Here is a 24667-nt window from a genome sequence, read left to right as displayed (position 1 = left end):
ACAACCGTCTTCCATGGCTCACCAGCTGCCCGAACTGCCCTACGGCCTCGACGCACTCGAGCCCCACATCTCCCGTCAGACCCTCGAGTTCCACCACGGCAAACACCACGCCGCCTACGTCACCAACCTCAACAAGCTGATCGAAGGGGGTGACCTCGAAGCCAAGAGCCTCGAAGAGGTGATCCTGGCCGTCGCCGGTGACGCCAGCAAGGCCGGGGTGTTCAACAACGCCGCCCAGGTCTGGAACCACAGCTTCTACTGGCAGTGCATCAAGCCCGGTGGCGGCGGCGCCCCCACCGGTGCCCTGGCCGAGAAAATCGCTGCCGACTTTGGCAGCTTCGAGGCCTTCAGTGAGCAGTTCAAGTCCGCCGGCGCCACCCAGTTCGGCAGCGGCTGGGCCTGGCTGGTGCTCGATGGCGGCACCCTGAAGATCACCAAGACGGCCAACGCCGATCTGCCCCTCGCCCATGGCCAGAAGGCCCTGCTCACCATGGATGTCTGGGAGCACGCCTACTACCTCGACTACCAGAACCGCCGTCCCGACTACATGACCACTTACCTCGACAAGTTGGTCAACTGGGACTTCGTGGCGGCAAACCTGGCCGCCGCCTGATCAGGCTCCGCCCGATCCTGCCCCCCGGGGCCGTGCCTCCTCCAGCACGGCCTCGGGGGGTATCCACATGGCATCGCCATAGGAGAAGAAGCGATAGTGGCGCTCGATCGCCTCGGCATAGAGGCTCAGCAGTCGGCGCCGCCCCACCAGGGCGCTGACCAGCAACAGCAGGGAGCTGCGCGGCAGGTGGAAATTGGTGAGCAGCCCCTGCACCACGGCGAAGCGGAACCCAGGCTGGATCACCAGGTTCACCGGTCCGGCATGGGGCAGCAGCCGACCGCCGTTCAGGGCGGCCACGCCCTCCAGGCTGCGCACGCACGTGGTGCCCACGGCGATCACCCGGCCCTCCCGGGCCCGGCAGGCAGTCACGGCGTCCACCAGATCCACGCCCAGCTCCACCCACTCGCTGTGCAGGCTGAGCCGGCTGAGGTCCTCGGTTTCCACCGGGCGGAAGGTGCCCAGTCCCACGTGCAAGGTCACGGTGGCCAGCCGCACCCCTTTGGCCCGTAGGGCCTCCAGCAGCTCGTCGCTGAGGTGCAGACCGGCCGTGGGGGCCGCCACCGCTCCGGGTTTGGCGGCGTAGCGGGTCTGGTAGCGGCTGTCGTCCTGGCCTTCGGCGGGTTCGATGTACGGCGGCAGGGGCATGGCGCCGTAGCGCTCCAGCAGGGGCTCGATCGCGGCCGCATCGGCGCAGCCGCTCGGGAAGCGCACGAACCGGCCACCGCTTTCCGGGTCGATCGCTTCGATCCGCACCGGCAGCGGTGGCTGCCCCTGGGCCACCACCTCCAGCACCTCGCCGAGCCGCAACCGCTTGGCCGGACGGGCCAGGCACAGCCACAGCCCATCGCCGCGGGGCTCCACCAGCAGCAGCTCCACCGCCCCGCCACTGGCCCGCCGCGCCGCCAGCCGGGCCCGCAGCACCCGGGTGTCGTTCACCACCAGCAGATCGGCGGGCTCCAGCTCCTCCACCAGGTCCCACACCGTCAGGTGGCTGGCGGCGGCGGCCTCAGGATCCGCCGTGGCAGCCGCCTCCAATGCCAGCAGCCTGGCGGCATGGCGCGGCGCCACCGGCTGCTGGGCGATCAGGGCCTCCGGTAAGGCAAACGCGTAGCTGGACAGGAGCCCGTCGGCGGGGTCGGGCGCGTTGGAGGGAACCACGGCGGAATCGGGACGTTGTTCCCTAGAGGGCCAGAGTTTCGGGCCGGTTCTCGATCAGATCGGCCAGATCCTTGAGGAAGGCCGCCGCGTGAGTGCCGTAGATGACGCGGTGATCGGCCGTGAGATTCACCTGCATCTGGCGCCGCACGGCGATCGACCCGTCCTTGAGGGCCGCCACCACGGGCCGGGACGCCGCCACCGCCAGGATGGCGCCGGTGCCGGGAGGCAGGATCGCGTCGAAGCGGTCGACGCCGAACATGCCCAGGTTGGAGAGGGTGAAGGTGCCGGTGGTGTATTCCTCCGGTTTGAGCTGCTTGGAACGGGAGCGGGCCACCAGATCGCCCCAGTTGCGGGAGAGCGAATAGAGGTCGGTGCGGTCGGCGGCGGCCAGGACCGGTGTGATCAGGCCGCCGTCATCCATGGCGACGGCCACGGCCACGTTGACGGAGGCCGGGTAGGCCATGCCCGCGTCGCTGGCGGAGGCGTTCAGCTGGGGGTGGCGGGCCAGGGTCATGCCCACGGCCTTGGCCAGCAGGGCCGTCATGGTGACGCCCTTGGCCTTCACCTGCTTGTAGAAGGCGTCGAGCCGGTCGGTGGTGATCGTGTAGCCGACGTGGAAGCAGGGGACCGCCAGGCTGGCGTTCATGTTGCGAACGACCGCCTGCTGCAGGGTGTTGAAGGCCACCGTTTCACCGGCACGGCCGAAGGCCTGGCCCGCGGGCGCTGCCGGAGCGGCGGCGGCGCCGTTGCCGCCCGCAACCGCCATCGCCGGAGCGGTGCCCTCGGCCACCCGCGGCACGCTCACCGGTTGGCCGGTGGCCTGCTCCACATCCTCGGCCTGGATCCGGCCATTCGGCCCGCTGCCCCGCAGCGAGGCCAGGGCCACCCCCAGCTGGGCTGCCAGTTTGCGGGCGCGGGGGGTGGCCACCACACGGCCGTCGCCAGCTCTGACGGGCACCGCCACCGGCAACGGAGCGGCGACGGGCACCGGTGGCACGGGAGCCGCAGGGGCTGGCTTGGGAGGGGCGGGGGCGGCCACCGCTGCCGCCGGAGCCGCCGCCACCGGAGTGGGAGCCGCAGCAGCAACCGGAGCGGGAGCCGCCGCCTTGGCCACCGCGATCTCCGCTTCGGTTTCCACGATCAGACCGATCGTCTCGCCCACCGGAGCCGTGCTGCCCGCCTCCATCAGCACGACCGCCAGGAAGCCCTCCTGGAAGGCCTCCACATCCATGTCGGCCTTGTCGGACTCGACCACGAGTACCGACTCGCCCCGTTCGACCCGCTCACCGGGTTTCTTGAGCCACTCCACGATCTTGCCCTCCGTCATGGTGGAGCTGAGGGCCGGCATGAAGATTTCGTGGGTGGCCAACGGGGGACTGCCTCTTTGATGGGGGAAATTTTAGGCGGCGGAAGGATCAGCCCCCCTCGATCGCCTCAATCACCCCGTCCCGCACCAGCACCGACACCTGCAGCTTCTGCACCAGGTTGTCGCCCACCTGGATATCGCAGAAGCTTTCGATCTGCCCCTGCTCCACCACCTGCTCCATCTCCAGTTCCCGCACCTGGCGCTGCTGCTCCAGCACCTGGCGTTTCTGCTCCTCGAACTCGGCCCGCTTGGCCGCCACCTGCTGCTGCACCGAGCCCACCTGCTCCTGCACCCGGGGATCGAGGGGATTGGCGCTCTGGCGACGGATCTCGTCGACCAGCCGTTGCCCCTCCTGCTCCAGCTGGGCCAGCTGCTGGTCGAAGTTGGTGAGGGCATTGCTGAGCTCCCGCTCCGCATCTTCCTTCCAGCGCGGCGTGACCACGGCTCGCACCGTGATCGATCGCTTGATGTTCAGGCTGTTGCCGTCGGCCATGGGACTGCATGTGCAGGGCTCAGGCTGTCAGGCCACGGGCGATCCGGTCAACCATGGGTCAGCTCTCCCCGTAGAGCGCGGCGATGGCGCCCCGGTCCCGGTCGGCGATGCGATCCCGGCGTTGCTTCAGGGTCTGGGTGAGCAGGCCGTTGTCGATGCTGAAGGGCTGCACCAGGGTCACGCCGCCGAGCCGCTCGTCCGGGCGGGACCCCGGGCGGGACGCCAGCAGGCGATTGCACTCGCGGGCCAGGGCCCGCAGCAGGGCCGGGTCGGGGCTGGCTTCGGAGCCCGCATACGGCAGGTTGGCCGCGGCCGCGAAGGCCTGCAGGGTCTCCAGCTTCGGCACCACCAGGGCACCGAGCTGCTTGCGATCCTGGCCCACCAGCATCACCTGCTCCACCAACGACGAGGCCACGAGGGCCTCCTCCAGGGGTCCGGGCTCGATGTTTTCGCCGCTGCTGAGCACGATCGTGTCCTTGGCCCGGCCCGTCAGCACAAGGGTTCCATCGGCCAGCAACAGGCCCAGGTCGCCGGTGTCGAACCAGCCCTCCCGATCCAGCACCTTGGCCGTGGCCTCGGGCTTGTGGTGGTAGCCCGCCATCACCTGGGGGCCTTTCGCCAGCACCAACCCCCTCTCACCGAGGGCCAGTGGGGCCCGGCTGGCGGGGTCCACCACCTTCAGGCCGGTGTCCGGCAGGGGCAGCCCGGCGCTGCCGCGACGGTTGCTCCAGGGCCGCCGGCAGGCCAGCACCGGGCTGGTCTCGGTGAGCCCGTAGCCCACCAGCAACTCGATGCCGACCGCCTCGAAGAAGCCGTCGACGTGAATGGCCAGGGCCCCGCCGCCGCTGATGGCGGTGCGCAGCCGCCCCCCCACCAGCTGGCCGCGCACCTTCGGCCACAGCAGGGCCCCGGCCGTCGCATGCAGCGGCCAGATCAGCAGGGCACCCGCCGCGGCCAGAAGCCGGGTGGCAGGAGATTCCTGCGTCAGGGTGAGATTGAGAGCCACCCGCTTGCGCCGGTGGAAGGCCCGGCTGGCGGCCAGGGCCTGACGCAGCAGGCGCTGGCGGGAGGCCGGCATGGCCGCCAGGGCGTCCTCAAAGCCGGAGAGCAGGGCCTCCCACAGCCGCGGCACGCTGATCAGGTACTGGGGGCGCACCGTCTGCAGGTCAGCGCGCAGCTGCTTGAGGGTGGTGTAGGTCTGGCGGCAGCCACAGCTCAGCAGGAAGTATTCGGCGGTGCGCTCGTAGGCATGCCAGATCGGCAGCACCGAAAGCACGTGATCCCCCGGACTCGGGGACACCGCCACCCCGAGGCTGCGCAGCTGGTGCAGCAGGTTGGCGTGGCTGAGCGGCACCCCCTTGGGCTGGCCCGTGGTACCGGAGGTGTAGAGCAGCGTGGCCAGCCGCTCGGGACCCCCCGTGGGGGAAGGCGGCACGGGCCTGGAGGCGCCCAGGGCCAGGAAGGCGTCCCAGGTGAGGCAGGGCAGCGCCGGAGGGGCCGTGGGGGCCTCGCCCTCCAGCAGCAGCACGAAGCGGAGCCGCTCCAGGGCCGACCCATCGAGGGCCAGTCGCTCCAGAAGGGCGGCCGACTCCAGCACCAGACCCACGGCGCCGGCGTCTTCGAGGATGTAGCGCAGCTCCTCGGCCGGCGCCGCGCTGCCGCGCACGGCATCGGCGGCGCCGGCCCGCATCAGCCCCTGGTCAGCCACCAACCAGCGGGGACCGTTTTCGGCAAACAGGGCCACCACGTCGCCGCCGGCGACCCCCAGATCGGCGAAGGCCGCCGCGGCCCGGTCGATCGCCTGGCGCAGCTCGTCGAATCGCAATGTTTCCGGATGGCGGCCGTGGGGGGCGTCCAGCGCCACCTGGGAGCCATACAGGCGCTCCAGTTCAGGCCAGAGGCCCTCCAGTCCTTCGAGCTCGCTCCAGTCGCGGCGGCGGAGAAGGGCACGGCGGTCCTGGGCGCTGCCGCTCCAGTGGATCTCGGCTCTGGCGTTCATGGGCGGCCGGCGAGGTGCAAAGCAAGATCAGGATTCTCCCAGTCCTTCTTGCGGCCGCGGCGGCCGCAGGGTCAGGCCGAAGCGGCGGGCAAAGGCCGCCAGCAGCAGCGGGGCCACCTGCTCCGGGGTAAGGGAAGGTAACCAGTCCGCCAGCCGTGCCACCGGCCGGTCGGCCAGACCGCAGGGCACGATCGCCTTGAAGCCCTCCAGGGAGCCGTCCACGTTCAGGGCCAGCCCGTGCTGGCTGATCCAGCGCCGGGCCCCCACCCCGATCGCCGCCAGCTTGCGGCCCTCCAGCCACACCCCGGTGAGGCCCTCGAGGCGCTCCCCCTCCAGCCCCAGCTCCCGCAGCACGGCCAGCACCACGTCCTCAAGGGCCCGCAGATAGAGGTGCAGGTCGCCGCCGTGGCGCTGGAGGTCGAGCACCGGATAGAGCACCAGCTGGCCGGGGCCGTGGTGGGTGACCTCCCCGCCCCGATCGATGCGATAGAGGGGCAGGGGCGGCTGGTCGGGATCGAAGCCGAGGTGAGCCAGGCTGGCCCCCCGGCCCAGGGTGTAGCAGGGGGTGTGCTGCAACAGCAGCAGGGCATCGGGGGCGGAGGGATCGTCGAGCCGACGACGCTGCAGACGGCGCTGCCAGTCCCAGGCCAGGGGAAAGGGCACCGGGGCCCTGGCTTCAAAAAGAATTGCGGGAGTGTTGGGGGCCATGCACCTCTGTTCCTAGCCTGGGGGAGCCCCAGAGCCAGAATTCCTCTGGAGGAGCGCACCCGAATGAAACTGCTGATCCACGGCCGCAACCTCGACGTCACACCAGCGATCAGGGAGTACACCGAAGCCAAGCTCAACCGCGCCATCAGCCACTTCGATGGCCTCGTCAAGGAAGCCGACGTGCACCTGTCGGTGGCCCGCAACCCCAGGGTTCCGCAGCAGACGGCCGAAGTCACCGTGTTCGCCAACGGCATGGTGATTCGGGCCCAGGAACGCAGCGAGAACCTGTACGCCAGCATCGACCTCGTGGCCACCAAGCTGAGCCGCCAGCTGACCCGCTACAAGGACCGTCTCCAGGAGCGCACCCAGGGACCGGTCCACCGCTCAGCCGCCGCGGAAGAGGCCGGAGCCGCCACGCTCCCCAATCCCGGCGACTCCCTCACCGAGGGTCTCGAACCGGCTGTGCCGCACCGGGGCGTGCGTCGCAAGTATTTCGCCATGCCGGCGATGGACCTGGAGGAGGCCCTGCATCAGTTGGATCTGATCGACCACGACTTCTACATGTTCCGCGACTCGGGCACCGGCCAGATCCAGGTGGTCTACCGACGCAACCACGGTGGCTTCGGCGTCATCCAGGCCCGTGACACCTGAGCGGCACCAGGAACGGCCCGATCTCGCCCCCCTGATCGATCACGCGCTTCTGGACCCCCACCGGGGCCGGGAGGCGATCCTGCGCTGCTGCGATGAGGCCCGCCACTTCGGCTTCGCCGGCGTGTGCCTGGCCTCGCGCTGGCTGCCGCTGGCCCGCGAACGGCTGCCGGTCGATGGGGCGGTGAAACTCATCGCCGTGGTGGGGTTCCCCTTCGGAGCCATTCCGGCGGCGATCAAACGGTCCGAGGCGGAGTGGGCCGCCGCCGCCGGTGCCGACGAATTGGACGTGGTGCCGGATTTCGGCGCCCTCGCCGATGGCGACGGCAGCGCCGTGCTCGATGACCTGGCGGCCATCACCGACCTGGGTCTGCCGGTGAAGGTGATCCTGGAGATGGGCCGGCTGGACCCCGAGGCCCTGGCCCTGCTGGTGGAGATCAGCATCGACGCCGGCGTGCGTTATCTCAAGACAGGCAGCGGTTTCGGCGCTCCGGTGACGACCGACCAGGTGGCCCAGCTGATGGCGCTGGCCAGGGGCCGCGCCGCGGTGAAAGCCTCCGGCGGCATTGCCGATCTGGAGCAGGCGCTCGCCCTGGTGGCGGCTGGCGCCAGCCGGTTGGGGACGAGCCGGGGCGTGGCCCTGATGCAGGCCCTGCGCGCCGGTGCCTGAACGCGCTCTGGAGGGCCTGGCGCTCACCTGTCGCCCCCTGGGGGAACACGACCGGCTGCTCACCCTGCTCAGCGAGAGCGAAGGCCTCACCCGACTGGCGGTGCCGGGGGCACGCCGGCCGAAGAGCAGCCTGGCGGCGGCGGTGCCCCTGGCCCACCTGTTTCTTCAGGTGGGGGGCGGCAGTGGGCTGCGGCGGGTGCGGCAGCTGCGGGTGCTGCGCAACTACAGCGGCCTGGCCCAGCGGCTGGAGACCCTGGCCGCCGCCCAGGCCCTGGCCGAGCTGTGCCTGAAACTCGTGCCCGCCGAGGCTCCCGCCCCGGGGGTGCTCGCCAACCTTCTCCTCCAGCTCGGGCGCCTGGAGGCGGTGGTGACCGACCGTGCCGAGCGGGTGGAGGCCCTGGCGGTGGCCGTGCAGGGCAGCGTCCACCTGCTGGCCCTGGGGGGCTTCGCCCTGCCCCTGCAGCACTGTGTCCGCAGCGGCGCTCCGCTGCTGCCGCCGATCGGCGACTGGGCCTGGCGCTGCAGCCTGCTGCCCAGTGAGGGGCTGGCGATCGGCGCGATCCCTGGTGCCCGGGTGATGCTCAACGCCTCCGAGCTGGCCCTGCTGCAGCGGCTGACGCGACCCGCCCCGCCCCGCCGCCGCGACGGCCAGCTGATGGGTCCGGAGGCGGTGTGGCTGCACCTGCTGGATCTGGTGGAGTCCTGGTGCGGGGAGCATCTCGGTCAGAGACCCCGAGCCTTCAGACTGCTGCGGACCGCCTGCGACTCCATGCCCTCCCAACCGTCCGAGCCAGCATGAGCCCGAGCGGCAAGACCGAGCGGGGACTGGCCGGAGTCCTGGCCCTGCCGGGGTTCCGGCGGCTTTGGATCGGCCAGGTGTTCTCCCAGCTGGCGGACAAGTTCTACATCGTGCTGATGGTGTTCCTGATCGCCCAGTACTGGGTGACGGACACGCCGCAGAGCAACGCGGCCCTCGCCGAGGCGGCCGCGGCCTTCCGGATGAGCTTCGAGACCCGGGCCCAGATGATCACCCTGCTGGCCACCGGCATCTACGTGGCCAACACCGTGCCGGCGATGCTGCTGGGGACGGTGGCAGGGGTCTGGGCCGACCGCTGGCCGAAGCGCACCGTGATGGTGGCCTCCAATGGCCTGCGTGCCGCCCTGGTGATGCTGGCCCCCCTGTGCCTGCTGCCGGGGCCGATGTGGCTGGGGCTCAGCTGGGGCTACTGGGCCCTGGTGGCGATGACGTTCTTCGAGTCGGTGCTGACCCAGTTCTTCGCTCCGGCCGAGCAGGCGGCCATCCCGCTGCTGGTGAGCTATCCCCAGCTGCTCGCCGCCAACTCGGTGTACCAGGCCACCAGCATGGCCGCCACCATCGTCGGTTTCGCCCTCGGTGACCCGATCCTGCGCCTGCTGCGCACCCTGCTGGCCCAGGTGGGCATCCCCGGTGGAGAATTCGTGCTGTTGCCGCTCTGCTACGGCGCCGCGGCCGTGGTCATCGCCGGCATCGAGATCTCTGAACCGCCGCGGGAGCCCCGCTCCATCTCCGTCTGGGAGGAGATCGGCGAAGGGGTTCAGGTGCTGCGGGAGCGGCCCAAGGTGCGCAGCGCCATGATCCAGCTGGTGCTGCTTTACAGCCTGCTGGCCGCCCTGTATGTGCTGGCGATCAGCCTCGCGGCCGCGATCGGCGGGCTCGGGCCCACCCGCTTCGGGGTGCTGCTGGCCATGAGCGGACTGGGGCTGGCCGTAGGGGCCCTGGCCATGGCCCAGCTGGGCGAACGCTTCAGCAGGCGCCTGCTGGCCAGTGCGGGCCTCGGAACCATCGCCTGGTGTCTGGTGCTGCTGGGCCAGCTGCGCGGCAACCTGGTTTTCACCCTGCTGCTCTGCGGCCTGCTGGGGGTGGGCGCCGCCCTGCTGGCGATCCCCGCCCAGACCACGATCCAGGAGGACACCCCGGAGAACCAGCGCGGCCGTGTGTTCGGCCTGCAGAACAACCTGATCAACATCGCCCTCAGCCTGCCCCTGGTGCTGGCGGGAACCGTGGTGAGTCGCTACGGGCTGCTGCCGGTGCTGTGGGGGCTGGCGGCCATCGCGGCCATCGCCGCCCTGAGTGAACGCCCCTGGCGCAACAGCTGAAGGCTCGCCCATCGCTGCTAAATTCCGCTGTTGCGTGATGCCATACAGGTGATGCACATTGCCTGGTTGGGCAAGAAATCCCCGTTCTGCGGCAACGTCACCTACGGCCTGAGCACCACCGAAGCCCTCCGGCAGCGCGGCCACTCGGTGAGCTTCATCCACTTCGACACGCCCACCCCCTCCCTGGGCCGGCCGGAAGCGGGGGCGAGCGAGCTGGATCGGGTCGGACGACCGGATGACAACCCCGAGGTGGCCCTGCCCTACCTGGTGAAGTCGCAGATGTACACGATCCCCTCCCCAGGCGCCCAACGGGAATTGCGGGAGTCCCTGGAGCGGCAGCGGCCCGATCTGGTCCACGCCAGCCTCACCCTCTCGCCGTTGGATTTTCGCCTGCCCGACCTTTGCCAGCAGCTGGGTCTGCCGTTGGTGGCCACCTTCCACCCGCCCTTCGACGCCGGGCTGCGCAACCTCACCGCCGGCACCCAGCAGCTGACCTACCAGCTCTACGCCCCCTCCCTGGCGAAATTCGACCGGGTGATCGTGTTCTCCGAGCTGCAGGCCGATGTGCTGGTGCGCCTGGGGGTGCGTCGAGAGCGGCTGGCAGTGATCCCGAACGGTGTGGACACCGAGGCCTGGGCACCGGCGGCCCCAGGCAGCGAACCCGACCTGGCCCAGCTGCGGCTGAGGGTGGGCGGCCGGCGCGTGTTCCTTTACATGGGCCGGGTGGCCACCGAGAAGAACGTCGAGGCCCTGCTGAAGGCCTGGCGGCTGGTGCGTCCCGAGGCCTGCGTGCTCGTGATCGTGGGGGACGGCCCCCTGCGCTCCTCGCTGCAGAACGGCACGGAAGCCGACGTGATCTGGTGGGGCTACGAGGCCAGCCGGGCCCGGCGGGTGGCCCTGCTGCAGCTGGCCGAGGTGTTCCTGCTGCCGTCGCTTGTGGAAGGACTGTCCCTGGCCCTGCTGGAGGCCATGGCCTGCGGCACCGCCTGTGTGGCCACCGATGCCGGCGCCGATGGGGAGGTGCTGGAGGGCGGTGCGGGCATTGTGATCAGCACCCAGGGCGTCACCACCCAGCTGCGCACCCTGCTTCCGGTGCTGCGGGATCAGCCGGTGCTGACGGCCGAACTGGGACGACGGGCCCGCAACAGAGCCTTGGAGCGTTACACCCTGACCGGCAACATCGATGCTCTCGAGAAGCTCTACCAGGAACTCTGTCCCCAACCGGTGGCCGCCTGATCTGGCTGTTTTCAGCCACTTTTAAACCCTGCCTATTGGCTCAAATCGCGTCAAGATGAAGCACGGTTCCAGGCTCCATGAACTCACCCCTCCCCCTTCAGGGACGTTCGGTACAGCGGGCGAACGTCCCCACCGCCACCCAGGTCATGACCTGCCCTGAAAGGCCCACCGTCTCGATCGTGGACGATGACCCCCACATCCGGGCCATGGTGGCCGAGGAGCTGGCGGACTCCGGCTGCGAGGTCCGCTCCCTCAGCAATGGCCTCGGCCTGGAGAGGGTGCTGGGGGAAGGGGGGATCGACCTCGTCTTGCTCGACGTGCAGATGCCCGATTGCGACGGCATCCAATGCCTGCGTGATCTGCGCGCCCAAGGCTTCACCGTGCCGGTGGTGATCTTCACCTCCTTGGACGATCCCGAACGTCGCCGCCAGGCCCAGGAGGCCGGCGCCGACGCCTACGTGCTCAAGCACCAACTGCTCGACCGTCTCCCCGAGCTGCTGGAGCGTCTCCTGCCCAGGAGGAGCGAGAACGGCTCCCAGTGACGACCCAGCCATCCGTTCCTCCCCCGGCAGGGCCGCCTCCCCATGGCTGGCGTCGGTACCTGTTCGGCAGCCTGCTCGGCCAGCTCAGGCTGGCGGCCTTTGCATCGATGGTTCTGGGGTTCACCGCCGCCGCCGCCTTCACCCTCTTCATCAATCGGGACGGTCTGCTGCATCCCCAGCACGATGGTGAGCGGCTTGCAGCGGGCTCCCTGGCCGACGCGCTGGATCGACTCGTCGGCGATCCGTCCGCCACCGACTCCGCCCCCCTGCGCGAGGAGCTGGAGCGCCGCAGTGACCGGGAGCGCGTCTTCTGGGTGCAGCATGCGGATGGCTCCCTGCTCCTGCCCAGGCCGGTCGCCGGCGAGGGTATGGCCCTCTCCAGCCTGGTCGGACAGGCCATGGCGGCGCACAGCAGCGCCTGGTCGGTGCGATCCTTCTCGCCCCTGCTGATCGGCACGGATCGCCGCCTGGTGAAGGATCCGGTGGGCAACAGCTATCTCACTTACACCCTCCACCGTTCGCCCGGAGGCAGCCGGCTCTGGGTCGCCGAGGACATCAGCACCAGTGTCGCCAGCCTGCGCAGCAGGCTGCTGGGGCTCGCCGGGGTCTGGATCCTGTGCCTGGTGCTCACCCTGGTCGCGATCTCGATCCTGACGCGCCGCATCGTCCAGCCTCTGAAGGATCTTCATCGCCTGGCGGCCAGCGTCACCTCCGCAAGTCTGGCCAGCAGCCACCTCAAACTGGATCGGCCCCCCCTGGAGGTGGCGGAGCTGGCGGGGTCCTTCAATGGGCTCCTGGATCGACTGGCCCTGGCTTGGAGCCAGCAGCGCCATTTCGTGGGGCTGGTTTCCCACGAGTTGCGCAACCCGCTGATGATCATCAGCGGCTACCTGCGCCGCCTGCAGCGCCGCGGTCAGAACCTGGATCCCGAGCAGATGCGTGCCCTGGCCACCACCGAAGCCGAAACCCACCGCATCACCCGCATGCTCAACGACCTGCTGGATCTCTCCCGCAGCGAATCCGGCCAGTTGCAGATGGTGCTGGGGCCGGTGGCGGTGGATGAAGTGCTCACCACCGCCTGCGACCTCGCCCGCAGCCAGCTGTCTCGCCCCCTGCTGCTCACCCTGCCCAAGGAGGCCGCCGAGGGGCCGATCCATGCGGTGGCCGAAACCGACCGCTTGCAGCAGGTGCTGCTCAACCTGATCGAGAACGCTGACAAGTACTCGCCTCCGGGCCGACCGATCCACCTCAACCTGTCCCAGGACGCCGACACGCTGTGCATCAGCGTCCAGGACCAGGGCATCGGCATTGCCCTGGAGGACATCCCCAAGGTGTTCGATCGCTTCCACCGCGGTCGCAATGCCATCGAGCACGAGCGGGGCTCGGGCCTCGGCCTGTCGGTGGTGAAGCTGCTGGTGGAGGCGATGGGGGGCTCCATCGACGTCGAAAGCGAAATCGGTGTCGGCAGCCGCTTTCACATCCGCCTGCCGGCGGCCTAGTAACGCTCCGGCCGGGGCGCCTGCCAGTCGGAAGCGAAGCCGTTCCGCCGCAGCTGCGCGACCGAGGCCTCAAGGCGACGGCGGTCGAGGCGCCAGAGCCGGTACACCCCGGCACGGTCAATCTCGGTGGCGCCCAGGTGGCGCCAGAAGGGAGCGCGCGCGGTGGTCTGGTCGATGACCACCAACACGGTGGGCTGGGCGTCCGGGGTGCTGGGCTGCTGGCCCACCCGGCGCTCCAGGCGCAGCCGCTCCGCCAGGTTGATGGGACCCTCCACGCCAATGCCCTCGTAGATCACCACCCGCCGTCCGTAGTAGTGCAGCGAGGGCTTGAGGACGCCCACCATCGCCACGGACTCCCCGGGACGGCCCTCGCGGTGCAGCGCCGCCGCCATCTGGCGTACGGGCCCCCCCCGCAGGCGATCGCCCACGCTCCACAACGGAATCAGGGCCGTGGGGACGAACAACACCAGCGGCAGCTGCAGGGCCAGCAAGCGCAGGGGGGGGCGCCGGCGTCGGCAGAGCCAGCCCAGCAGGGCCGCCAGCAGCCAGCAGGTGGCCACCAGGGGCACCAGCGGGCTGCCATCGAGCTCCGCCGCCAGGGTGGGCAGCTCTGGATCGTTGATCAGGGGCAGCCACAGGGGAGCCAGCAGGAACGCCACTCCCAGGCCCGTCACCAGCAACAGGCTCAGGCCCCAGGCCCAGCGCTCCCAGGGCCGGCCACCACCACCGCCGCTGCCGCCAGCCCAGGCCGTCTGGGCCGCCAGGGCGATCAGCAGGGCAGCGGCGGGCGTGGCAGGCAGCCAGTAGCTCGGCAGCTTGGTGGCGGCGGCGGTGAAGAACAGCAGCACCGCCAGGAGCCAGCAGGCGGCAAAACGGGCCAGGGAGGCGGCGGGCGGCTGCGGCCGCGTGGGGCACCAGGACAGGCGCAACGGGCCGATGGCCCGGGCCAGGCCCAGCAGCAGCAGCGGGGTCACCGGCAGGCTGGCTACCACCATCACCGGCAGAAAGAACCACCACGGCTGTAGGTGGCGGTTGACCACCTCGGTGAAGCGCTGCAGATTGTGATAACCGAAGAAGCTGTCCCAGAAGGGACGGCCTTCGCTGTGGAGCGCCAGGAGATACCAGGGCAGGGCCACCAGGGCGGTGAGCACCAGGCCCCGCAGGGGCCGCAGCCGGCGCCAGAGCCCACCGACGTCGGCCTGAAGCCAGCCGAACAGCAGCAGGGTGATCGCCAGCAACACCACCGCCACCGGCCCCTTGGCCAGCACAGCCAGCCCCAGCACGGGCCACGGCAGCCACCAGCGCCGCGCCGGGTCGGCATAGGCCTGCCAGCAGAGCAGCAGCGCCAGGGCCACCAGGCCGCTGAACAGGGAATCACTCACGGCCGTGCGGCCCCAGGCCAGGGCCAGGGGGGAGAGGCCGAAGGCCAGGGCGGCGCTGAGGGCCGTCAGGCCCGGACGCAGCGGCAGGGGGGCGGCGAAGGGGGGCTGGGGCCAGCGCAGCAGGGTGTCGGCCAGGGCCAGCATCACGCCGATGGCGGCCAGGGCGGAGGGGAACCGGGCGGCCCAGGTGCCCAGGGGATTCCACTGCTCCTGGCCGGGCAGGGCATAGATGAGCCCCATCAACCAGTACACCAGGGGCGGCTTGTCGTAGCGAGGCAGCCCGTTAACCCGGGGGATCAGCCAGTCGCCCGTTTCCGCCATGGCCCGCGCCGAAGCCGCGAACAGCGGCGGCGTTTCATCCACCAGGCCCGTGCTGCCCAGCTGCCAGGCATAAAGGGCCAGGCCCAGCAGCAAGGTGATCAGCAGCAAGCGGCGGCGCTGGGGGTTGGGCAGGGCGGTCAAACCGGCTGGGCGAACCGCAGGGAACCTATCGCTCCCCACCGTCCTGGTCTTGTGTCGCCCCGTCAGGCCATCAGCCGATCCACGAGCTCCAGCTGCTGGGGAAGGCAGACCCGGGCCAGATCGAACCGCTCCACCACAGTCTGGCGGGCTGCCTGCCTCAGCCCGGCGTGGGGCGAAGGATCGGCGAGCACCGACGCAACCCGCTGGGCCAGGGCCTGGTGATCGAAGAAATCCACCAGCAGACCATTGCGGCCATCGACGATCACGTCCTGCACCGGGGGCGTGGCCGAGCCGATCACCAGGGCACCGCAGCTCATCGCCTCCAGCAGGCTCCAGCTGAGCACGAAGGGAACGGTGAGATACACGTGGCAGGCGGAGACCCGGAACAGCTCATGCAGCACCGGGTGGGGCACACGGCCGACGAAGTGGACCCGACGGCGATCGAGGTCGTCGCCCAACTCCTGGAGCATCGCTTCCTTCCAGCTGCCGCCGCCGGGGGGCGCCGCGCCGTAGCTCACCCCCTCCCCTCCCACGATCACCACCTGGGCCCTGGGCCGCAGCCGCTGCAGCAGGGGAAGCATGCGCATGAAGGTGTGGAAGCCGCGGTAGGGCTCCAGATTCCTGGCCACGAAAGTCACCACTTCGTCACCGCGAACGAAGCTCAGGCCAGCGCGCTGCAGCTGCAACCGGGCGGGCCCCTCCGGAGCGATCGCCGTGGTGTCGATGCCCTCATGGATCACGCTCAACCTCTGGCGATACTCCGCCGGCACGGTGCTGGCCTGCCACGGGGTGGGGGCCAGGCCCCAGTCCAGGTCCTGGAGGGCCAGGAGCTGGGGGGCCCGCCGCAGGCGCAGCCGGGCCCGCTGGCGCCAGTCCGCGGCCGTGAACTCGGGGTCGAATCCCACATCTCCCCCCTGCAGCTGGTAGACGAATTCCACCTGGTGCAGGACCGGCACCTCCGGCAGCAGGTCCTTCACCACCAGCAGTTCGCCCCAGCCCGGATGGCCGATCACCAGATCGGGGCGTAGACCGGCCTGCAGCAGGGGCTCCAGACAACGGACCACCGCCTCGGCCCGCAGCACCTTGGTCTGGAAATCAGCCGCCCAGGGGTGGCAGGGGGGCACCCCACCGGCCGGCAGCGGGTCGTAGCGATGCAGCGGGGTGCCAGGCAGGGGCTGGCTGGTGGGGCCACCGATCGCCAACACCCGATCGCCGCGGCGCTGCAGGGCCGGCGCCAGGTGGCGGTACTGGCCGGGGAAGTTCTGGTGGACGAACAGCAGCGTGCGGGTCACGGCGCGGCCGGCTCCGTCCTGCCGCTGGCCTGCCAGAGCCGGCCGCGCTGGTTGATCAGCAGCACCGAGATCAGGGCGAGCACGGCACCGAGCCATTGCAGGGGCCCCAGCCGCTCGTCCAGCAGCAGCACGCCGCAGAGCACCGCGAACACCGGCGTCAGGAAGGTGAGGGCGGTGAAACCGGTGAGATCGCCGCTGCTGGCGAACCAGAAGAACAGGCCATAGGCCAGGGCGCTGCCGAGCAGGGCCGCATAGGCCATCAGGCCCCATTGGCCCAGGCTCCAGTGGGGCCAGAAGGCCGCGGCCTCCGGCCGCAGCAGGGACTCGCCGCCGGCCACCAGCACCAGGGGCACGCCGCCGAGCAGCATGTGCCAGCCGGTGATGGCGACCGGGTCGCTGCGGCGGGTGGCGTAGCGGCAGAGAACGGTGCCCACGGCCATCGCCGCCGCCGCCGCCAGCATCCAGGCCTCGCCATGGCTCCAGGCCTGCCCCTGGAGGGCCGGTGGGCCCTGCAGCCACCAATGGCGCAGCACCTCCCCCGGCAGTCCCAGGCAGAGGATGCCCAGCAGACCGATCAACAGGCCCAGCCAGCCGACCGGATTGATCGCTTCGCCGAACAGGGTGCGGGCCAGCAGGGCCACCAGCAGGGGCTGGGAATCGATCAGCACCGAGCCGAGGCCGGCCCCGGTCTGACCCAGCCCGCGGGCCAGCAGCCCCTGGAACAGGCTGCCGTCGACGGCGGCGAACAGCAGCAGCCAGGGCCAATCCACAGGATCAATGCGCCAGGAGCGCCCCAGGACGCGGGCCGCCAGCAGCAGCACCACCCCGGCGGGCAGCAGCCGCAGACTGGCCAGCATCGCCGGGGACGACCCCACCAACAACGGCTTCATCGCCGCCATCGCGGTGCCCCAGAGGGCGAAGGGCAGAAGCATCAACACCCAGCGCAGGGTCCGGGGCATGGGGCGTGCGGCCTGGGTCGGAGGTGAAGGGGTGAACGGCGTGGCAGCGGGCCCATCAAGGGCTTCTTTTTAAGATCCAGCCACCACGCCTCTCCACAATGCCCTGGCCCTGGCGCCGCAAGTCCCGTCGAACCCTGGCGCGCATCGCCATCGAAGGGCCGATCGCCGGGGGCACCCGCGTCCGGGTACTCAAGGCCATCGAGCAGGTGCAGCAACGGGAGTGCCCCGCCCTGCTGCTGCGCATCGACAGTCCCGGTGGCACCGTCGGCGACAGCCAGGAGATCCACGCAGCCTTGCTGCGGCTGCGGGAGAAGGGCTGCCGGGTGGTGGCCAGCTTCGGCAACATCTCCGCTTCCGGCGGCGTCTACGTGGGGGTGGCGGCGGAGAAGATCGTCGCCAATCCCGGCACCATCACCGGTTCGATCGGTGTGATCCTGCGGGGCAACGATCTGTCCCGACTGCTGAAACGGATCGGCATCCGCTTCGAAACCGTCAAGAGCGGCCTTTACAAGGACATCCTTTCGCCCGACCGCGGCCTCTCGGACGCGGAACGCCAGCTGCTGCAGGAGCTGATCGATTCCAGCTACGGCCAGTTCGTCGCCGCGGTCGCCGTCGGTCGGGGCCTGGAGGAGGCGGCGGTGCGCGGTTTCGCTGACGGGCGGGTCTTCAGTGGCGCCCAGGCCCTGCCCCTGGGCCTGGTGGACGTCCTCGGCGACGAGGAGAGTGCCCGGCGACTGGCGGCGGAGCTGGCCGGGCTGGATCCGGAGAAAACCCGCACCGTCAGCTTCGGCAAACCGCCCAGAAAGCTGCTCGGCCTGCTGCCGGGAGCCACACTGCTGCAGCAGCTGTCCCAGTCCCTGAGCCTGGAGCTGGCCTGGACTGGCCAGCCCCTCTGGCTCCATCGCCCCTGACGTCATGAAGCCTGGTCTCGAGCTGAGGGCCCTGCGGGGAGCCACCACCGCCAGCGCCAACAGCGGCGAAGCGATCGCAGAGGCCGTAGCCGAACTGATCGACGCGTTGCTGCAACGCAACGGCCTGGTGGGAGAGCGGGTGCTTTCCGTGACCTTCTCCGTCACGGCCGACCTGGACGCTTGCTTCCCGGCCGCGATCGCCAGGCGCCGTACCGACTGGGGCCAGGTGGCCCTGCTGGACTGCCAGCAGATGGCGGTGGCCGGCGACCTACCCCGCTGCATCCGACTCCTGGCCCACGCCTGGATGGAGGCCAAGCGGGAAGTGGTGCATCCCTACCTGCGGGACGCCGCCCGGCTGCGCCCCGACCGGGCTGATTCGGGGCACCCTTCGGCCCCAGCCAGCTCCCCCGCCGACCACTGATCTCGCGACAGGCGCATGGGCGTGTTGAGACTTTTGTGATGACATCTCTTCCGGCCATGCCTTCCCTTCCGCGTGAGCGGTCCCATGCCCTGGGCTTGATCGGCCGTCTGGGCACCGCCAGCCTCGGAGCGCTGGCCGTGGCCACCGCCACCGTCCTCTCCCCTGTCGCCACCCCTCCGTCCCTCGCCCAGGGCACCCCCGGGCTGATGGAATTCCGCTGGGAAAACAACAAGGACTACCGCAAGCTTTATTTCTTCACCACCGACACCACCCGCATGCAGCGGGCGGAGTACTACCTGATGCTGCGGCCGAAGGACCGCAAGACGGCCATCCTCAAGTTGAGCATCAGCGTTCCCAGCCACTTCGACAGCAAGATCGATCCCAAGCAGGTCAAGCTCTGCAAGATGAGTGAAGGGGGAATGCTGAAGAGAACCCGCTGCCAGCAGACCATTCCAGCCACGATCGAAGTATCGGAAAACGGCAAAACCATCGACATCTTTCCGGAAACCCCTATCTCCGACAAGGACACCATCGGGGTCTACATGAACGTGTTCAACCCGTTCAACGCCGGCATGTATCAGTTCAACGCCCTGGCCCAGGCCCCCGGCGACATCCCTGTCTCGGGCTACCTGGGCAGCTGGCTGATCCAGATCGTGCCCAACGGCTCCAACTGATAGGGTGACCCACTGAGCAGACAGCAGAATGACGAAGCGCACATTGGAAGGAACAAGCCGCAAGCGCAAGCGGGTCTCGGGGTTCAGGGTGCGGATGCGCACCCACACCGGTCGTCGTGTGATCCGCACCCGCCGTCGCCGCGGCCGGGCCCGCCTGGCGGTCTGAGGCCGACCGGGAGGGGGCCGTGGCCCTGCCGCAGAAGCACCGGCTCAGGGGAAGGCGAGTCTTTGATCGGTTGTACCGCCAGGGGCGCCGTTTTCAGGGCCCGGCCTTGGTGCTCCGTGTCCTGAAGGCTGACCCGTCCCTGCTGCAACCCGGTACACCACCGCGCGCCAGTCTCTGGCGGTGCGGCCTTGTTGTCAGCAGCAAGGTGAGCAAGCTGGCGGTGCGCCGCAATCGCTTGCGTCGCCTGTTCCACGACCAGCTGCTCCGCCAACCCCCGGCCCCGGCCCATCCCCTCTGGCTGCTGATCACGCTCAAGCCCGGCTGCCTGGAGCGCGGCGAGGCCCAGCTGCTGGGAGAATGCACCCATCTGCTGAGCCAGGCAGGATTGCTCCTTGACCCCGGAGGACAGGGTGGAGAACAAACTTGAGATCAATGAAACGGTCTTCTACGAGGGGGGCCCCGCCAAGGGCGACCTGCTCATCAACCTGCTGTTCGGCCTCACCCTGATCGGCATCCCCTTTGCCGTGGGGGCCATCGTGCGGGCGCTGTGGCTGCGGTTCCGCATCACCAGCCGGCGGATCAGCGTCAGCGGCGGCTGGCTCGGCCGCGACCGCACCCAGGTCGTCTACAGCCAGATCCGCGAGGTGCGCTCCGTTCCGCGGGGCTTCGGCGCCTGGGGCGACATGGTGCTGGTGCTCAACGACGGCGCCAAGCTCGAAATGCGGGCGGTGCCCCGCTTCCGCGAACTTGAGACCTACATCGAGGAGCGCCGCGACAGCCGCAGCAAAGCCGCCCCCCGCACGCCCGGTGCCGCCGGGCCGGCCGGCTTCGCCCCCCCGGCCCGTGAAAGCGCCTGACCACCTGACCCCCATCCGGTCTCCCCGGTCGGGCACACTGGCAGCCGAGAGTCCCCACCCCAGCGCACCCCTGCCGTGATCGGCTACATCTCCGACAACCTGCTGCTCCCGATCCTTGATTTCTTCTACGGATTGGTTCCCAGCTATGGGCTCGCGATCGTGGCCCTCACCGTGGTCATTCGCCTCGCCCTGTTCCCGCTGAGCGCGGGCTCGATCCGCAGCGCCCGGCGCATGCGCATCGCCCAGCCGGTGATGCAGCAACGCCAGGCCGAAATCAAGGCCAAGTACGCCAACAACCCCCAGAAGCAGCAGGAGGAGCTGGGCGGTCTGATGAAGGAGTTCGGCAGCCCCCTGTCGGGTTGCCTGCCCCTGCTGGTGCAGATGCCGATCCTGTTCGCCCTGTTCGCCACCCTGCGGGGATCCCCCTTCGCCGACGTCCCCTACCCGATCAACCTCAAGGTGCTGCCGGCCGGGGAGATCGCCGCGGTGGAAACCAAGCCCTTCAACAGCGCCAGCCACTCGATCTTCATCAGCGAAACCGAGCACGTTCCCGTGATCGCCAGCCTTGAGGGCGGCACCAAGCTCGGCGTGGGTGACAGCACCCAGGTGGAGCTGCACGGCAAGGACGGCACCAGCTTCAGCTCCCTGCTGGGCACGGTCGAGCACGGCGACAGCTTCACCCCCAGCTGGGTGGTGACCAAGGGCGAGGGTGTGGTGCAGGTGGATGACCAGGGCACGATCACGGCCCTGACCACCGGCGACGCCACCGTTGAGGCGCGTATTCCCGGCCTGGCGGCCCGCAGCGGTTTCCTGTTCATCAAGGCCCTGGGCCAGGTGGGCTTCTACACCGATGGGGCGATCAACTGGGACATCGCCATCCTGGTGGGGGCCTTCGGTGCCTCCCTGTTCGCGTCCCAGCTGCTCTCGGGCATGGGCATGCCCGCCAATCCCCAGCAGGCCACCGCCAACAAGATCACGCCGGTGATGATCACGGCGATGTTCCTGTTCTTCCCGCTCCCCGCCGGGGTGCTGCTTTACATGGTGGTGGCCAACGTGTTCCAGGGGGTCCAGACCTTCCTGCTCACCCGTGAGGCCCTGCCCGACAACCTGCAGGCGATCCTCGACAAGCAACTCGCCCAGCAGCCGGCCACGGCCACGGCCGGCGCAGGCGGCGGTGGCGGCCGGTTGCCCTTCGAGCCCAAGGCCAAGAAATGATTCCCCGGCTGCAGCCACTGCCCCTGCAGGAGTTGCGGCTGCTCAGCGACGGTCGCACCTGGCCGGTCGACCAGCCCATCGCTGGCCTGGCCAGCCTCACCCCGGTGCGAGGGCAGCTGCGGGCGATCCACCACGGCACGGTGCTGGAGGTGGAAGGCACGGCCGAAACGATCATCACCCTCTGCTGCGACCGTTGCCTGCAGACCTACAACCACGTCCTGGCGGCCAAAGCCCGCGAGCTTCTGGAGATCGGCGTGGCGGGCCCGCAGGAGGAGGAGGTGGTGTTCGCGGCCGAGGATCCGGTGGAGTGCCTTGATCCCGGCAGCAACTTCGATCCGGAGCGCTGGCTGTTCGAACAGCTCACGCTGCAGTTGCCACTGGTGAACCGCTGCGGTGCCGACTGTCCCGGCCCACCGCTGTCCCAGCGCGACGCCAACGGGGACGGAGCCGGTGATCCCCGCTGGGCGGCTCTCCGCTCCCTGCGCTGAGCCATGGTCCACAACCTGGCCGATCAGCTGGATCTTCTGATCCGCTCCCGCACGCCGATCCTGTGGATCCGCAGCCTGGAGGAGGAGCGGGTGGAGGGGCTGCTGGAGCGGGCCGCCGAGCGCCTGGGGGGCCGCACCCTGCTGCGCTGGGACTTCATCGGCGGCCTGAGCGGGGTCGCCAACCTGCAGGGCCAGGCGGTGCGTCAGCCGATGGCGGCCCTGGGCGGCCTGGACGGGCTCCCCGCCGAGCAGGGGGCGATCCTGCTGCTGAAGGACTTCCACCGCTATGCCGATGATCCCGGCGTCTGCCGGCGGCTGCGCAATTTGGCCGTGAGCCTGCGGCAGGTGCCCCACACCCTGGTGATCAGCGCCCCGGAATGGCAGATGCCGCGGGAGCTGGAAGACAGCGTCACCCTGCTGGAGCTGCCCCTGCCCGAGGCCCGCGAGATCGGCCGGTTGCTGCGGGCCATTGCCGAGGCCAGCGGCCAGCCCCTGGCCCCGGACGTCCTGGAGCCGCTCACGGCCGCCTGCCACGGGCTGAGCGAGCAGCGGGTGCGCCAGCTGGCCGCCCGGGCCCTGGCCCAGCGGGGCCAGTTGGGGATCGAAGACCTGTCGGAGGTGCTGGAGGAAAAGCGCCAGGCCATCGCCCGCAGCGAACTGCTGGAGTACTGCCCCACCGAGGCCACCCCCGCCGACATCGGCGGCCTGGACACCCTCAAACACTGGCTGGAGCAACGCCACCGGGCCTTCAGCGAGGAGGCCCAGCGCTACGGCCTGCCCCTGCCCCGGGGGGTGCTGCTGATCGGTCCCCAGGGCACGGGTAAATCGCTCACCGCCAAGGCGATCGCCCACAGCTGGGCGATGCCGTTGCTGCGTCTCGATGTGGGGCGCCTGTTCGCGGGCCTGGTGGGGGCCAGTGAGGCGCGCACCCGGGAGATGATCCAGCGGGCCGAGGCCATGGCCCCCTGCGTGCTCTGGATCGATGAGATCGACAAGGGCTTCGGAGGTGGTGACGGCCGCAGCGATGGCGGCACCAGCCAACGGGTGCTGGCAAGCCTGCTGACCTGGATGGCAGAAAAGAGCAGCGCCGTGTTCGTGGTGGCCACCGCCAACGCTGTGGAGCGGCTGCCGGCGGAACTGCTGCGCAAGGGCCGCTTCGACGAGATCTTCCTGCTGGAACTGCCCGACGGCGAAGAGCGCCGGGCCATCCTGGATCTGCAGCTGCGGCGGCGGCGGCCGGCCCATGCGATTCCGCTGGAGGTGCTGGTGGACCGCACCGCCGACTTCTCCGGCGCCGAGCTGGAGCAGACCGTGATTGAGGCCATGCACCTGGCCTTCGGCGAGGGCCGCGAACTCGGGGAAGCCGACCTGATCGCCGCCGCCAGCCAGGTGGTGCCCCTGTCGCGCACGGCCAGGGAGCAACTGGAGGCCCTGCGCAGCTGGGCCAGCAGCGGCCGCGCCCGGCCGGCTTCCGGGGCCGGCCGGCTTTCCTGAGGCAAATCAGCACGAAAGTGGAAGACTTTTGATGCACCAATCTGTAGGAATTCAGCAGATGCCGCCATGGCCCAGAGCGGCCGCGACGATGCACTTCGATGTAACGGCTTCATGAAGAACAACCACGCCTGGTAACAGCTTGCACGGGGCGACGGTGAAGAACGTTTCATCGCCCGTAGCGTCTGACGATCAATCGTGAAGAAGCCGCCGTGACCCCGAGCCCCAGCCCCCGCACCGGCAGCGAACTCACTTCCCAGCTCGCCGTGGCCAGCCTCGGGGCCGGTGTGATCACCACCCTGGCCGTGGCCCAGGGCCAGAGCCCCCTCACAGCCCTGGGCATCACCCTGTTCTCGGCCGTGGCGGCCGTGGTGGTGGGCCAGGTGATCTCCAGCAACTGAGGACAACAGCTCCAATCCAGCTTCTGCGATGGCAAGAGGCGAACAAGTGAGAGCAGATCTGTCCTGGTACGCAGATGGCCACTGGAATAGTGATAAGCCATCGATCGGATCGCCGGTGCCCCATCGCGGAGATGACATCTGGAATCGGGAGTAACACCCGAGAGGTTTTGTAGCGATTGGGCGTGCGATCAGGGCCGACTGAAAGTCCGTCACGGGTTGGCTGGTGCGGCCATGCTGGTGCCGGTTTTGTCGGGACTGCTCCCGTCCGTTGGCCGACCCCGCTGCCACTGCTGATCTGATTGCCTTTCTGCAGGCGTTGCCGGAAGGCCGTAAGCGCCGAGGGGTGCGTTACCCCCAGTGGCTACTACTGTTGATGGCGATCCTGGGCATCCTCAGTGGCTGCCGCAGCGCCAGGGATCTGGAGCGTTTTGCCAAGCGCCATCACCGGGCGTTCGCCGCAGCCCTGGATCTGGAGCTACCCAAGGCACCCTGCGATTCCACCTTCCTCTACCTGTTTGAGCGGGTGGAGATCGAGGCGCTCTTCAGGTTGCTCAGGGAGTGGATGATCGCCCAGATCGCTGATCAGGACAAGGATTATGACCTGTCCGGCGACAATGAAGTTGGCCGGTCGGCGACAAGCTCGTTGGCCGGTGGGGTGAGTGCTGGAGACCCTGGCGCCGATGCGCAGGGACCAGGGGATGCCGGCACCACTGACGAGCCACCAACGCAATCTGTTCATGGCAAAACGACGAGGCGGCAGCAGCCAGGAGGCGGCTGCCGCAGCGGCGGGCATCTCAGTGCGCAGTGCCCGCCGGATTGAGCGAAACCAGCTGCAACCGCAGGCGAACCAGCCCCGCGGGCGGACCCGTCCGGATCCGCT

General features: G+C 69.6%; 27 protein-coding genes. 19 read left to right on the top strand and 8 right to left on the bottom strand.

Annotation, left to right across the window (positions count from 1 at the left end; genetic code table 11):
• The first annotated feature begins 13 nt into the window (after positions 1-13).
• Positions 14-613, top strand: coding sequence for a superoxide dismutase (locus KBZ33_RS00135; protein ID WP_254949751.1), 600 nt, complete (start codon positions 14-16; stop codon positions 611-613).
• On the opposite strand, the gene queA is transcribed toward KBZ33_RS00135, so the two are convergent.
• From queA to lipB, 5 genes are read right to left on the bottom strand one after another with little or no spacing between them, the layout of a single operon-like run.
• The gene (queA, locus tag KBZ33_RS00130) at positions 614-1771 is read right to left on the bottom strand and encodes a tRNA preQ1(34) S-adenosylmethionine ribosyltransferase-isomerase QueA (RefSeq protein WP_254949753.1); all 1158 of its coding nucleotides are present in this window, start codon (positions 1769-1771) and stop codon (positions 614-616) included.
• Between the two features lie 22 nt (positions 1772-1793).
• Positions 1794-3140: a dihydrolipoamide acetyltransferase family protein gene (locus KBZ33_RS00125; protein ID WP_254949755.1), complete on the bottom strand. Its 1347-nt coding sequence runs from the start codon at positions 3138-3140 to the stop codon at positions 1794-1796.
• A gap of 46 nt (positions 3141-3186) precedes the next feature.
• Positions 3187-3630: a YlqD family protein gene (locus KBZ33_RS00120; RefSeq protein ID WP_254949757.1), complete on the bottom strand. Its 444-nt coding sequence runs from the start codon at positions 3628-3630 to the stop codon at positions 3187-3189.
• A 58-nt stretch (positions 3631-3688) separates the two neighbouring features.
• On the bottom strand, positions 3689-5629 hold the full coding sequence (locus KBZ33_RS00115) for an AMP-binding protein (protein ID WP_254949759.1): 1941 nt from the start codon (positions 5627-5629) through the stop codon (positions 3689-3691).
• A 27-nt stretch (positions 5630-5656) separates the two neighbouring features.
• Entirely contained in the window at positions 5657-6337 is a 681-nt protein-coding gene (gene lipB / locus KBZ33_RS00110) for a lipoyl(octanoyl) transferase LipB (protein ID WP_254949760.1), read from the bottom strand.
• 63 nt (positions 6338-6400) lie between these two features.
• Here lipB and hpf point away from each other — a divergent pair, with 63 nt between their 5' ends.
• The 7 genes from hpf to KBZ33_RS00075 all read left to right on the top strand — a co-directional run bounded on the left by hpf (position 6401) and on the right by KBZ33_RS00075 (position 13068).
• Positions 6401-6988, top strand: coding sequence for a ribosome hibernation-promoting factor, HPF/YfiA family (gene hpf / locus KBZ33_RS00105; RefSeq protein ID WP_254949762.1), 588 nt, complete (start codon positions 6401-6403; stop codon positions 6986-6988).
• On the top strand, positions 6978-7655 hold the full coding sequence (deoC, locus tag KBZ33_RS00100; protein ID WP_254949764.1) for a deoxyribose-phosphate aldolase: 678 nt from the start codon (positions 6978-6980) through the stop codon (positions 7653-7655). Before hpf ends, deoC begins: the two co-directional genes overlap by 11 nt.
• The gene (recO, locus tag KBZ33_RS00095) at positions 7648-8454 is read left to right on the top strand and encodes a DNA repair protein RecO (protein WP_254949766.1); all 807 of its coding nucleotides are present in this window, start codon (positions 7648-7650) and stop codon (positions 8452-8454) included. Before deoC ends, recO begins: the two co-directional genes overlap by 8 nt.
• Complete coding sequence (locus tag KBZ33_RS00090; RefSeq protein WP_254949768.1) at positions 8451-9791, top strand: MFS transporter; 1341 nt, start codon at positions 8451-8453, stop codon at positions 9789-9791. The genes recO and KBZ33_RS00090 overlap by 4 nt, the downstream gene beginning before the upstream one ends.
• 48 nt (positions 9792-9839) lie before the next feature.
• On the top strand, positions 9840-11027 hold the full coding sequence (locus tag KBZ33_RS00085; protein WP_254949814.1) for a glycosyltransferase family 4 protein: 1188 nt from the start codon (positions 9840-9842) through the stop codon (positions 11025-11027).
• A 77-nt stretch (positions 11028-11104) separates the two neighbouring features.
• Positions 11105-11569 carry a response regulator transcription factor gene (locus KBZ33_RS00080; protein ID WP_254949769.1) on the top strand — a complete coding sequence of 155 codons (465 nt, stop codon included), beginning with the start codon at positions 11105-11107 and terminating at the stop codon, positions 11567-11569.
• Positions 11566-13068: a cell wall metabolism sensor histidine kinase WalK gene (locus tag KBZ33_RS00075; RefSeq protein WP_254949770.1), complete on the top strand. Its 1503-nt coding sequence runs from the start codon at positions 11566-11568 to the stop codon at positions 13066-13068. The genes KBZ33_RS00080 and KBZ33_RS00075 overlap by 4 nt, the downstream gene beginning before the upstream one ends.
• Here the strand turns inward: KBZ33_RS00075 and KBZ33_RS00070 are convergent.
• The 3 genes from KBZ33_RS00070 to KBZ33_RS00060 form a co-directional block, all read right to left on the bottom strand.
• Positions 13065-14912, bottom strand: coding sequence for a glycosyltransferase family 39 protein (locus tag KBZ33_RS00070; protein WP_254949771.1), 1848 nt, complete (start codon positions 14910-14912; stop codon positions 13065-13067). The two genes, KBZ33_RS00075 and KBZ33_RS00070, sit on opposite strands and share 4 nt — an antisense overlap.
• Positions 14913-14974: 62 nt before the next feature.
• Complete coding sequence (locus KBZ33_RS00065) at positions 14975-16204, bottom strand: glycosyltransferase (RefSeq protein ID WP_254949774.1); 1230 nt, start codon at positions 16202-16204, stop codon at positions 14975-14977.
• Positions 16201-17163, bottom strand: a complete 963-nt coding sequence (locus KBZ33_RS00060; RefSeq protein WP_254949777.1) for a DMT family transporter — start codon at positions 17161-17163, stop codon at positions 16201-16203. The genes KBZ33_RS00065 and KBZ33_RS00060 overlap by 4 nt, the downstream gene beginning before the upstream one ends.
• Before the next feature lie 98 nt (positions 17164-17261).
• On the opposite strand from KBZ33_RS00060, the gene sppA reads away from it, so the two are divergent.
• From sppA to KBZ33_RS00005, 11 genes are all read left to right on the top strand, one after another.
• Positions 17262-18074 carry a signal peptide peptidase SppA gene (gene sppA, locus KBZ33_RS00055; protein ID WP_254949781.1) on the top strand — a complete coding sequence of 271 codons (813 nt, stop codon included), beginning with the start codon at positions 17262-17264 and terminating at the stop codon, positions 18072-18074.
• 4 nt (positions 18075-18078) lie between these two features.
• Complete coding sequence (gene aroH, locus KBZ33_RS00050; RefSeq protein ID WP_254949783.1) at positions 18079-18495, top strand: chorismate mutase; 417 nt, start codon at positions 18079-18081, stop codon at positions 18493-18495.
• 56 nt (positions 18496-18551) lie between these two features.
• A complete protein-coding gene (locus tag KBZ33_RS00045; RefSeq protein WP_254949785.1) occupies positions 18552-19169 on the top strand; it encodes a DUF2808 domain-containing protein in 618 nt (205 codons plus the stop codon).
• A 28-nt stretch (positions 19170-19197) separates the two neighbouring features.
• Positions 19198-19335, top strand: a complete 138-nt coding sequence (rpmH, locus tag KBZ33_RS00040; RefSeq protein ID WP_015108935.1) for a 50S ribosomal protein L34 — start codon at positions 19198-19200, stop codon at positions 19333-19335.
• Positions 19336-19354: 19 nt separating this feature from the next.
• Entirely contained in the window at positions 19355-19762 is a 408-nt protein-coding gene (gene rnpA, locus KBZ33_RS00035; RefSeq protein ID WP_254949787.1) for a ribonuclease P protein component, read from the top strand.
• Positions 19728-20192: a PH domain-containing protein gene (locus KBZ33_RS00030; RefSeq protein WP_254949789.1), complete on the top strand. Its 465-nt coding sequence runs from the start codon at positions 19728-19730 to the stop codon at positions 20190-20192. The genes rnpA and KBZ33_RS00030 overlap by 35 nt, the downstream gene beginning before the upstream one ends.
• A gap of 75 nt (positions 20193-20267) precedes the next feature.
• Positions 20268-21407, top strand: a complete 1140-nt coding sequence (yidC, locus tag KBZ33_RS00025; protein ID WP_254949790.1) for a membrane protein insertase YidC — start codon at positions 20268-20270, stop codon at positions 21405-21407.
• On the top strand, positions 21404-21895 hold the full coding sequence (locus tag KBZ33_RS00020) for a DUF177 domain-containing protein (RefSeq protein ID WP_254949792.1): 492 nt from the start codon (positions 21404-21406) through the stop codon (positions 21893-21895). Before yidC ends, KBZ33_RS00020 begins: the two co-directional genes overlap by 4 nt.
• A 3-nt stretch (positions 21896-21898) precedes the next feature.
• Complete coding sequence (locus KBZ33_RS00015) at positions 21899-23389, top strand: AAA family ATPase (RefSeq protein ID WP_254949794.1); 1491 nt, start codon at positions 21899-21901, stop codon at positions 23387-23389.
• 209 nt (positions 23390-23598) lie between these two features.
• Positions 23599-23787, top strand: coding sequence for a hypothetical protein (locus KBZ33_RS00010; protein ID WP_216905632.1), 189 nt, complete (start codon positions 23599-23601; stop codon positions 23785-23787).
• A 268-nt stretch (positions 23788-24055) separates the two neighbouring features.
• Complete coding sequence (locus tag KBZ33_RS00005) at positions 24056-24607, top strand: transposase family protein (protein WP_254949796.1); 552 nt, start codon at positions 24056-24058, stop codon at positions 24605-24607.
• The last annotated feature ends 60 nt before the right edge of the window (positions 24608-24667 follow it).

The organism is Cyanobium sp. Cruz-8D1 (genome assembly GCF_024345975.1).
Lineage (GTDB): Bacteria > Cyanobacteriota > Cyanobacteriia > PCC-6307 > Cyanobiaceae > Cyanobium.
This window is presented reverse-complemented; position numbering and strand designations above follow the sequence as displayed.

Excerpts from the sequence above, each read along its gene's own strand:
- KBZ33_RS00135 (WP_254949751.1), top strand. The coding sequence starts at position 14 with ATGGCTCACCAGCTGCCCGAACTGCCCTACGGCCTCGACGCACTCGAG.
- KBZ33_RS00120 (WP_254949757.1), bottom strand. The coding sequence starts at position 3,630 with ATGGCCGACGGCAACAGCCTGAACATCAAGCGATCGATCACGGTGCGA.
- KBZ33_RS00115 (WP_254949759.1), bottom strand. The coding sequence starts at position 5,629 with ATGAACGCCAGAGCCGAGATCCACTGGAGCGGCAGCGCCCAGGACCGC.
- lipB (WP_254949760.1), bottom strand. The coding sequence starts at position 6,337 with ATGGCCCCCAACACTCCCGCAATTCTTTTTGAAGCCAGGGCCCCGGTG.
- hpf (WP_254949762.1), top strand. The coding sequence starts at position 6,401 with ATGAAACTGCTGATCCACGGCCGCAACCTCGACGTCACACCAGCGATC.
- KBZ33_RS00090 (WP_254949768.1), top strand. The coding sequence starts at position 8,451 with ATGAGCCCGAGCGGCAAGACCGAGCGGGGACTGGCCGGAGTCCTGGCC.
- KBZ33_RS00080 (WP_254949769.1), top strand. The coding sequence starts at position 11,105 with ATGAACTCACCCCTCCCCCTTCAGGGACGTTCGGTACAGCGGGCGAAC.
- KBZ33_RS00060 (WP_254949777.1), bottom strand. The coding sequence starts at position 17,163 with ATGCCCCGGACCCTGCGCTGGGTGTTGATGCTTCTGCCCTTCGCCCTC.
- sppA (WP_254949781.1), top strand. The coding sequence starts at position 17,262 with ATGCCCTGGCCCTGGCGCCGCAAGTCCCGTCGAACCCTGGCGCGCATC.
- aroH (WP_254949783.1), top strand. The coding sequence starts at position 18,079 with ATGAAGCCTGGTCTCGAGCTGAGGGCCCTGCGGGGAGCCACCACCGCC.
- KBZ33_RS00045 (WP_254949785.1), top strand. The coding sequence starts at position 18,552 with ATGCCTTCCCTTCCGCGTGAGCGGTCCCATGCCCTGGGCTTGATCGGC.
- rpmH (WP_015108935.1), top strand. The coding sequence starts at position 19,198 with ATGACGAAGCGCACATTGGAAGGAACAAGCCGCAAGCGCAAGCGGGTC.
- KBZ33_RS00020 (WP_254949792.1), top strand. The coding sequence starts at position 21,404 with ATGATTCCCCGGCTGCAGCCACTGCCCCTGCAGGAGTTGCGGCTGCTC.
- KBZ33_RS00015 (WP_254949794.1), top strand. The coding sequence starts at position 21,899 with ATGGTCCACAACCTGGCCGATCAGCTGGATCTTCTGATCCGCTCCCGC.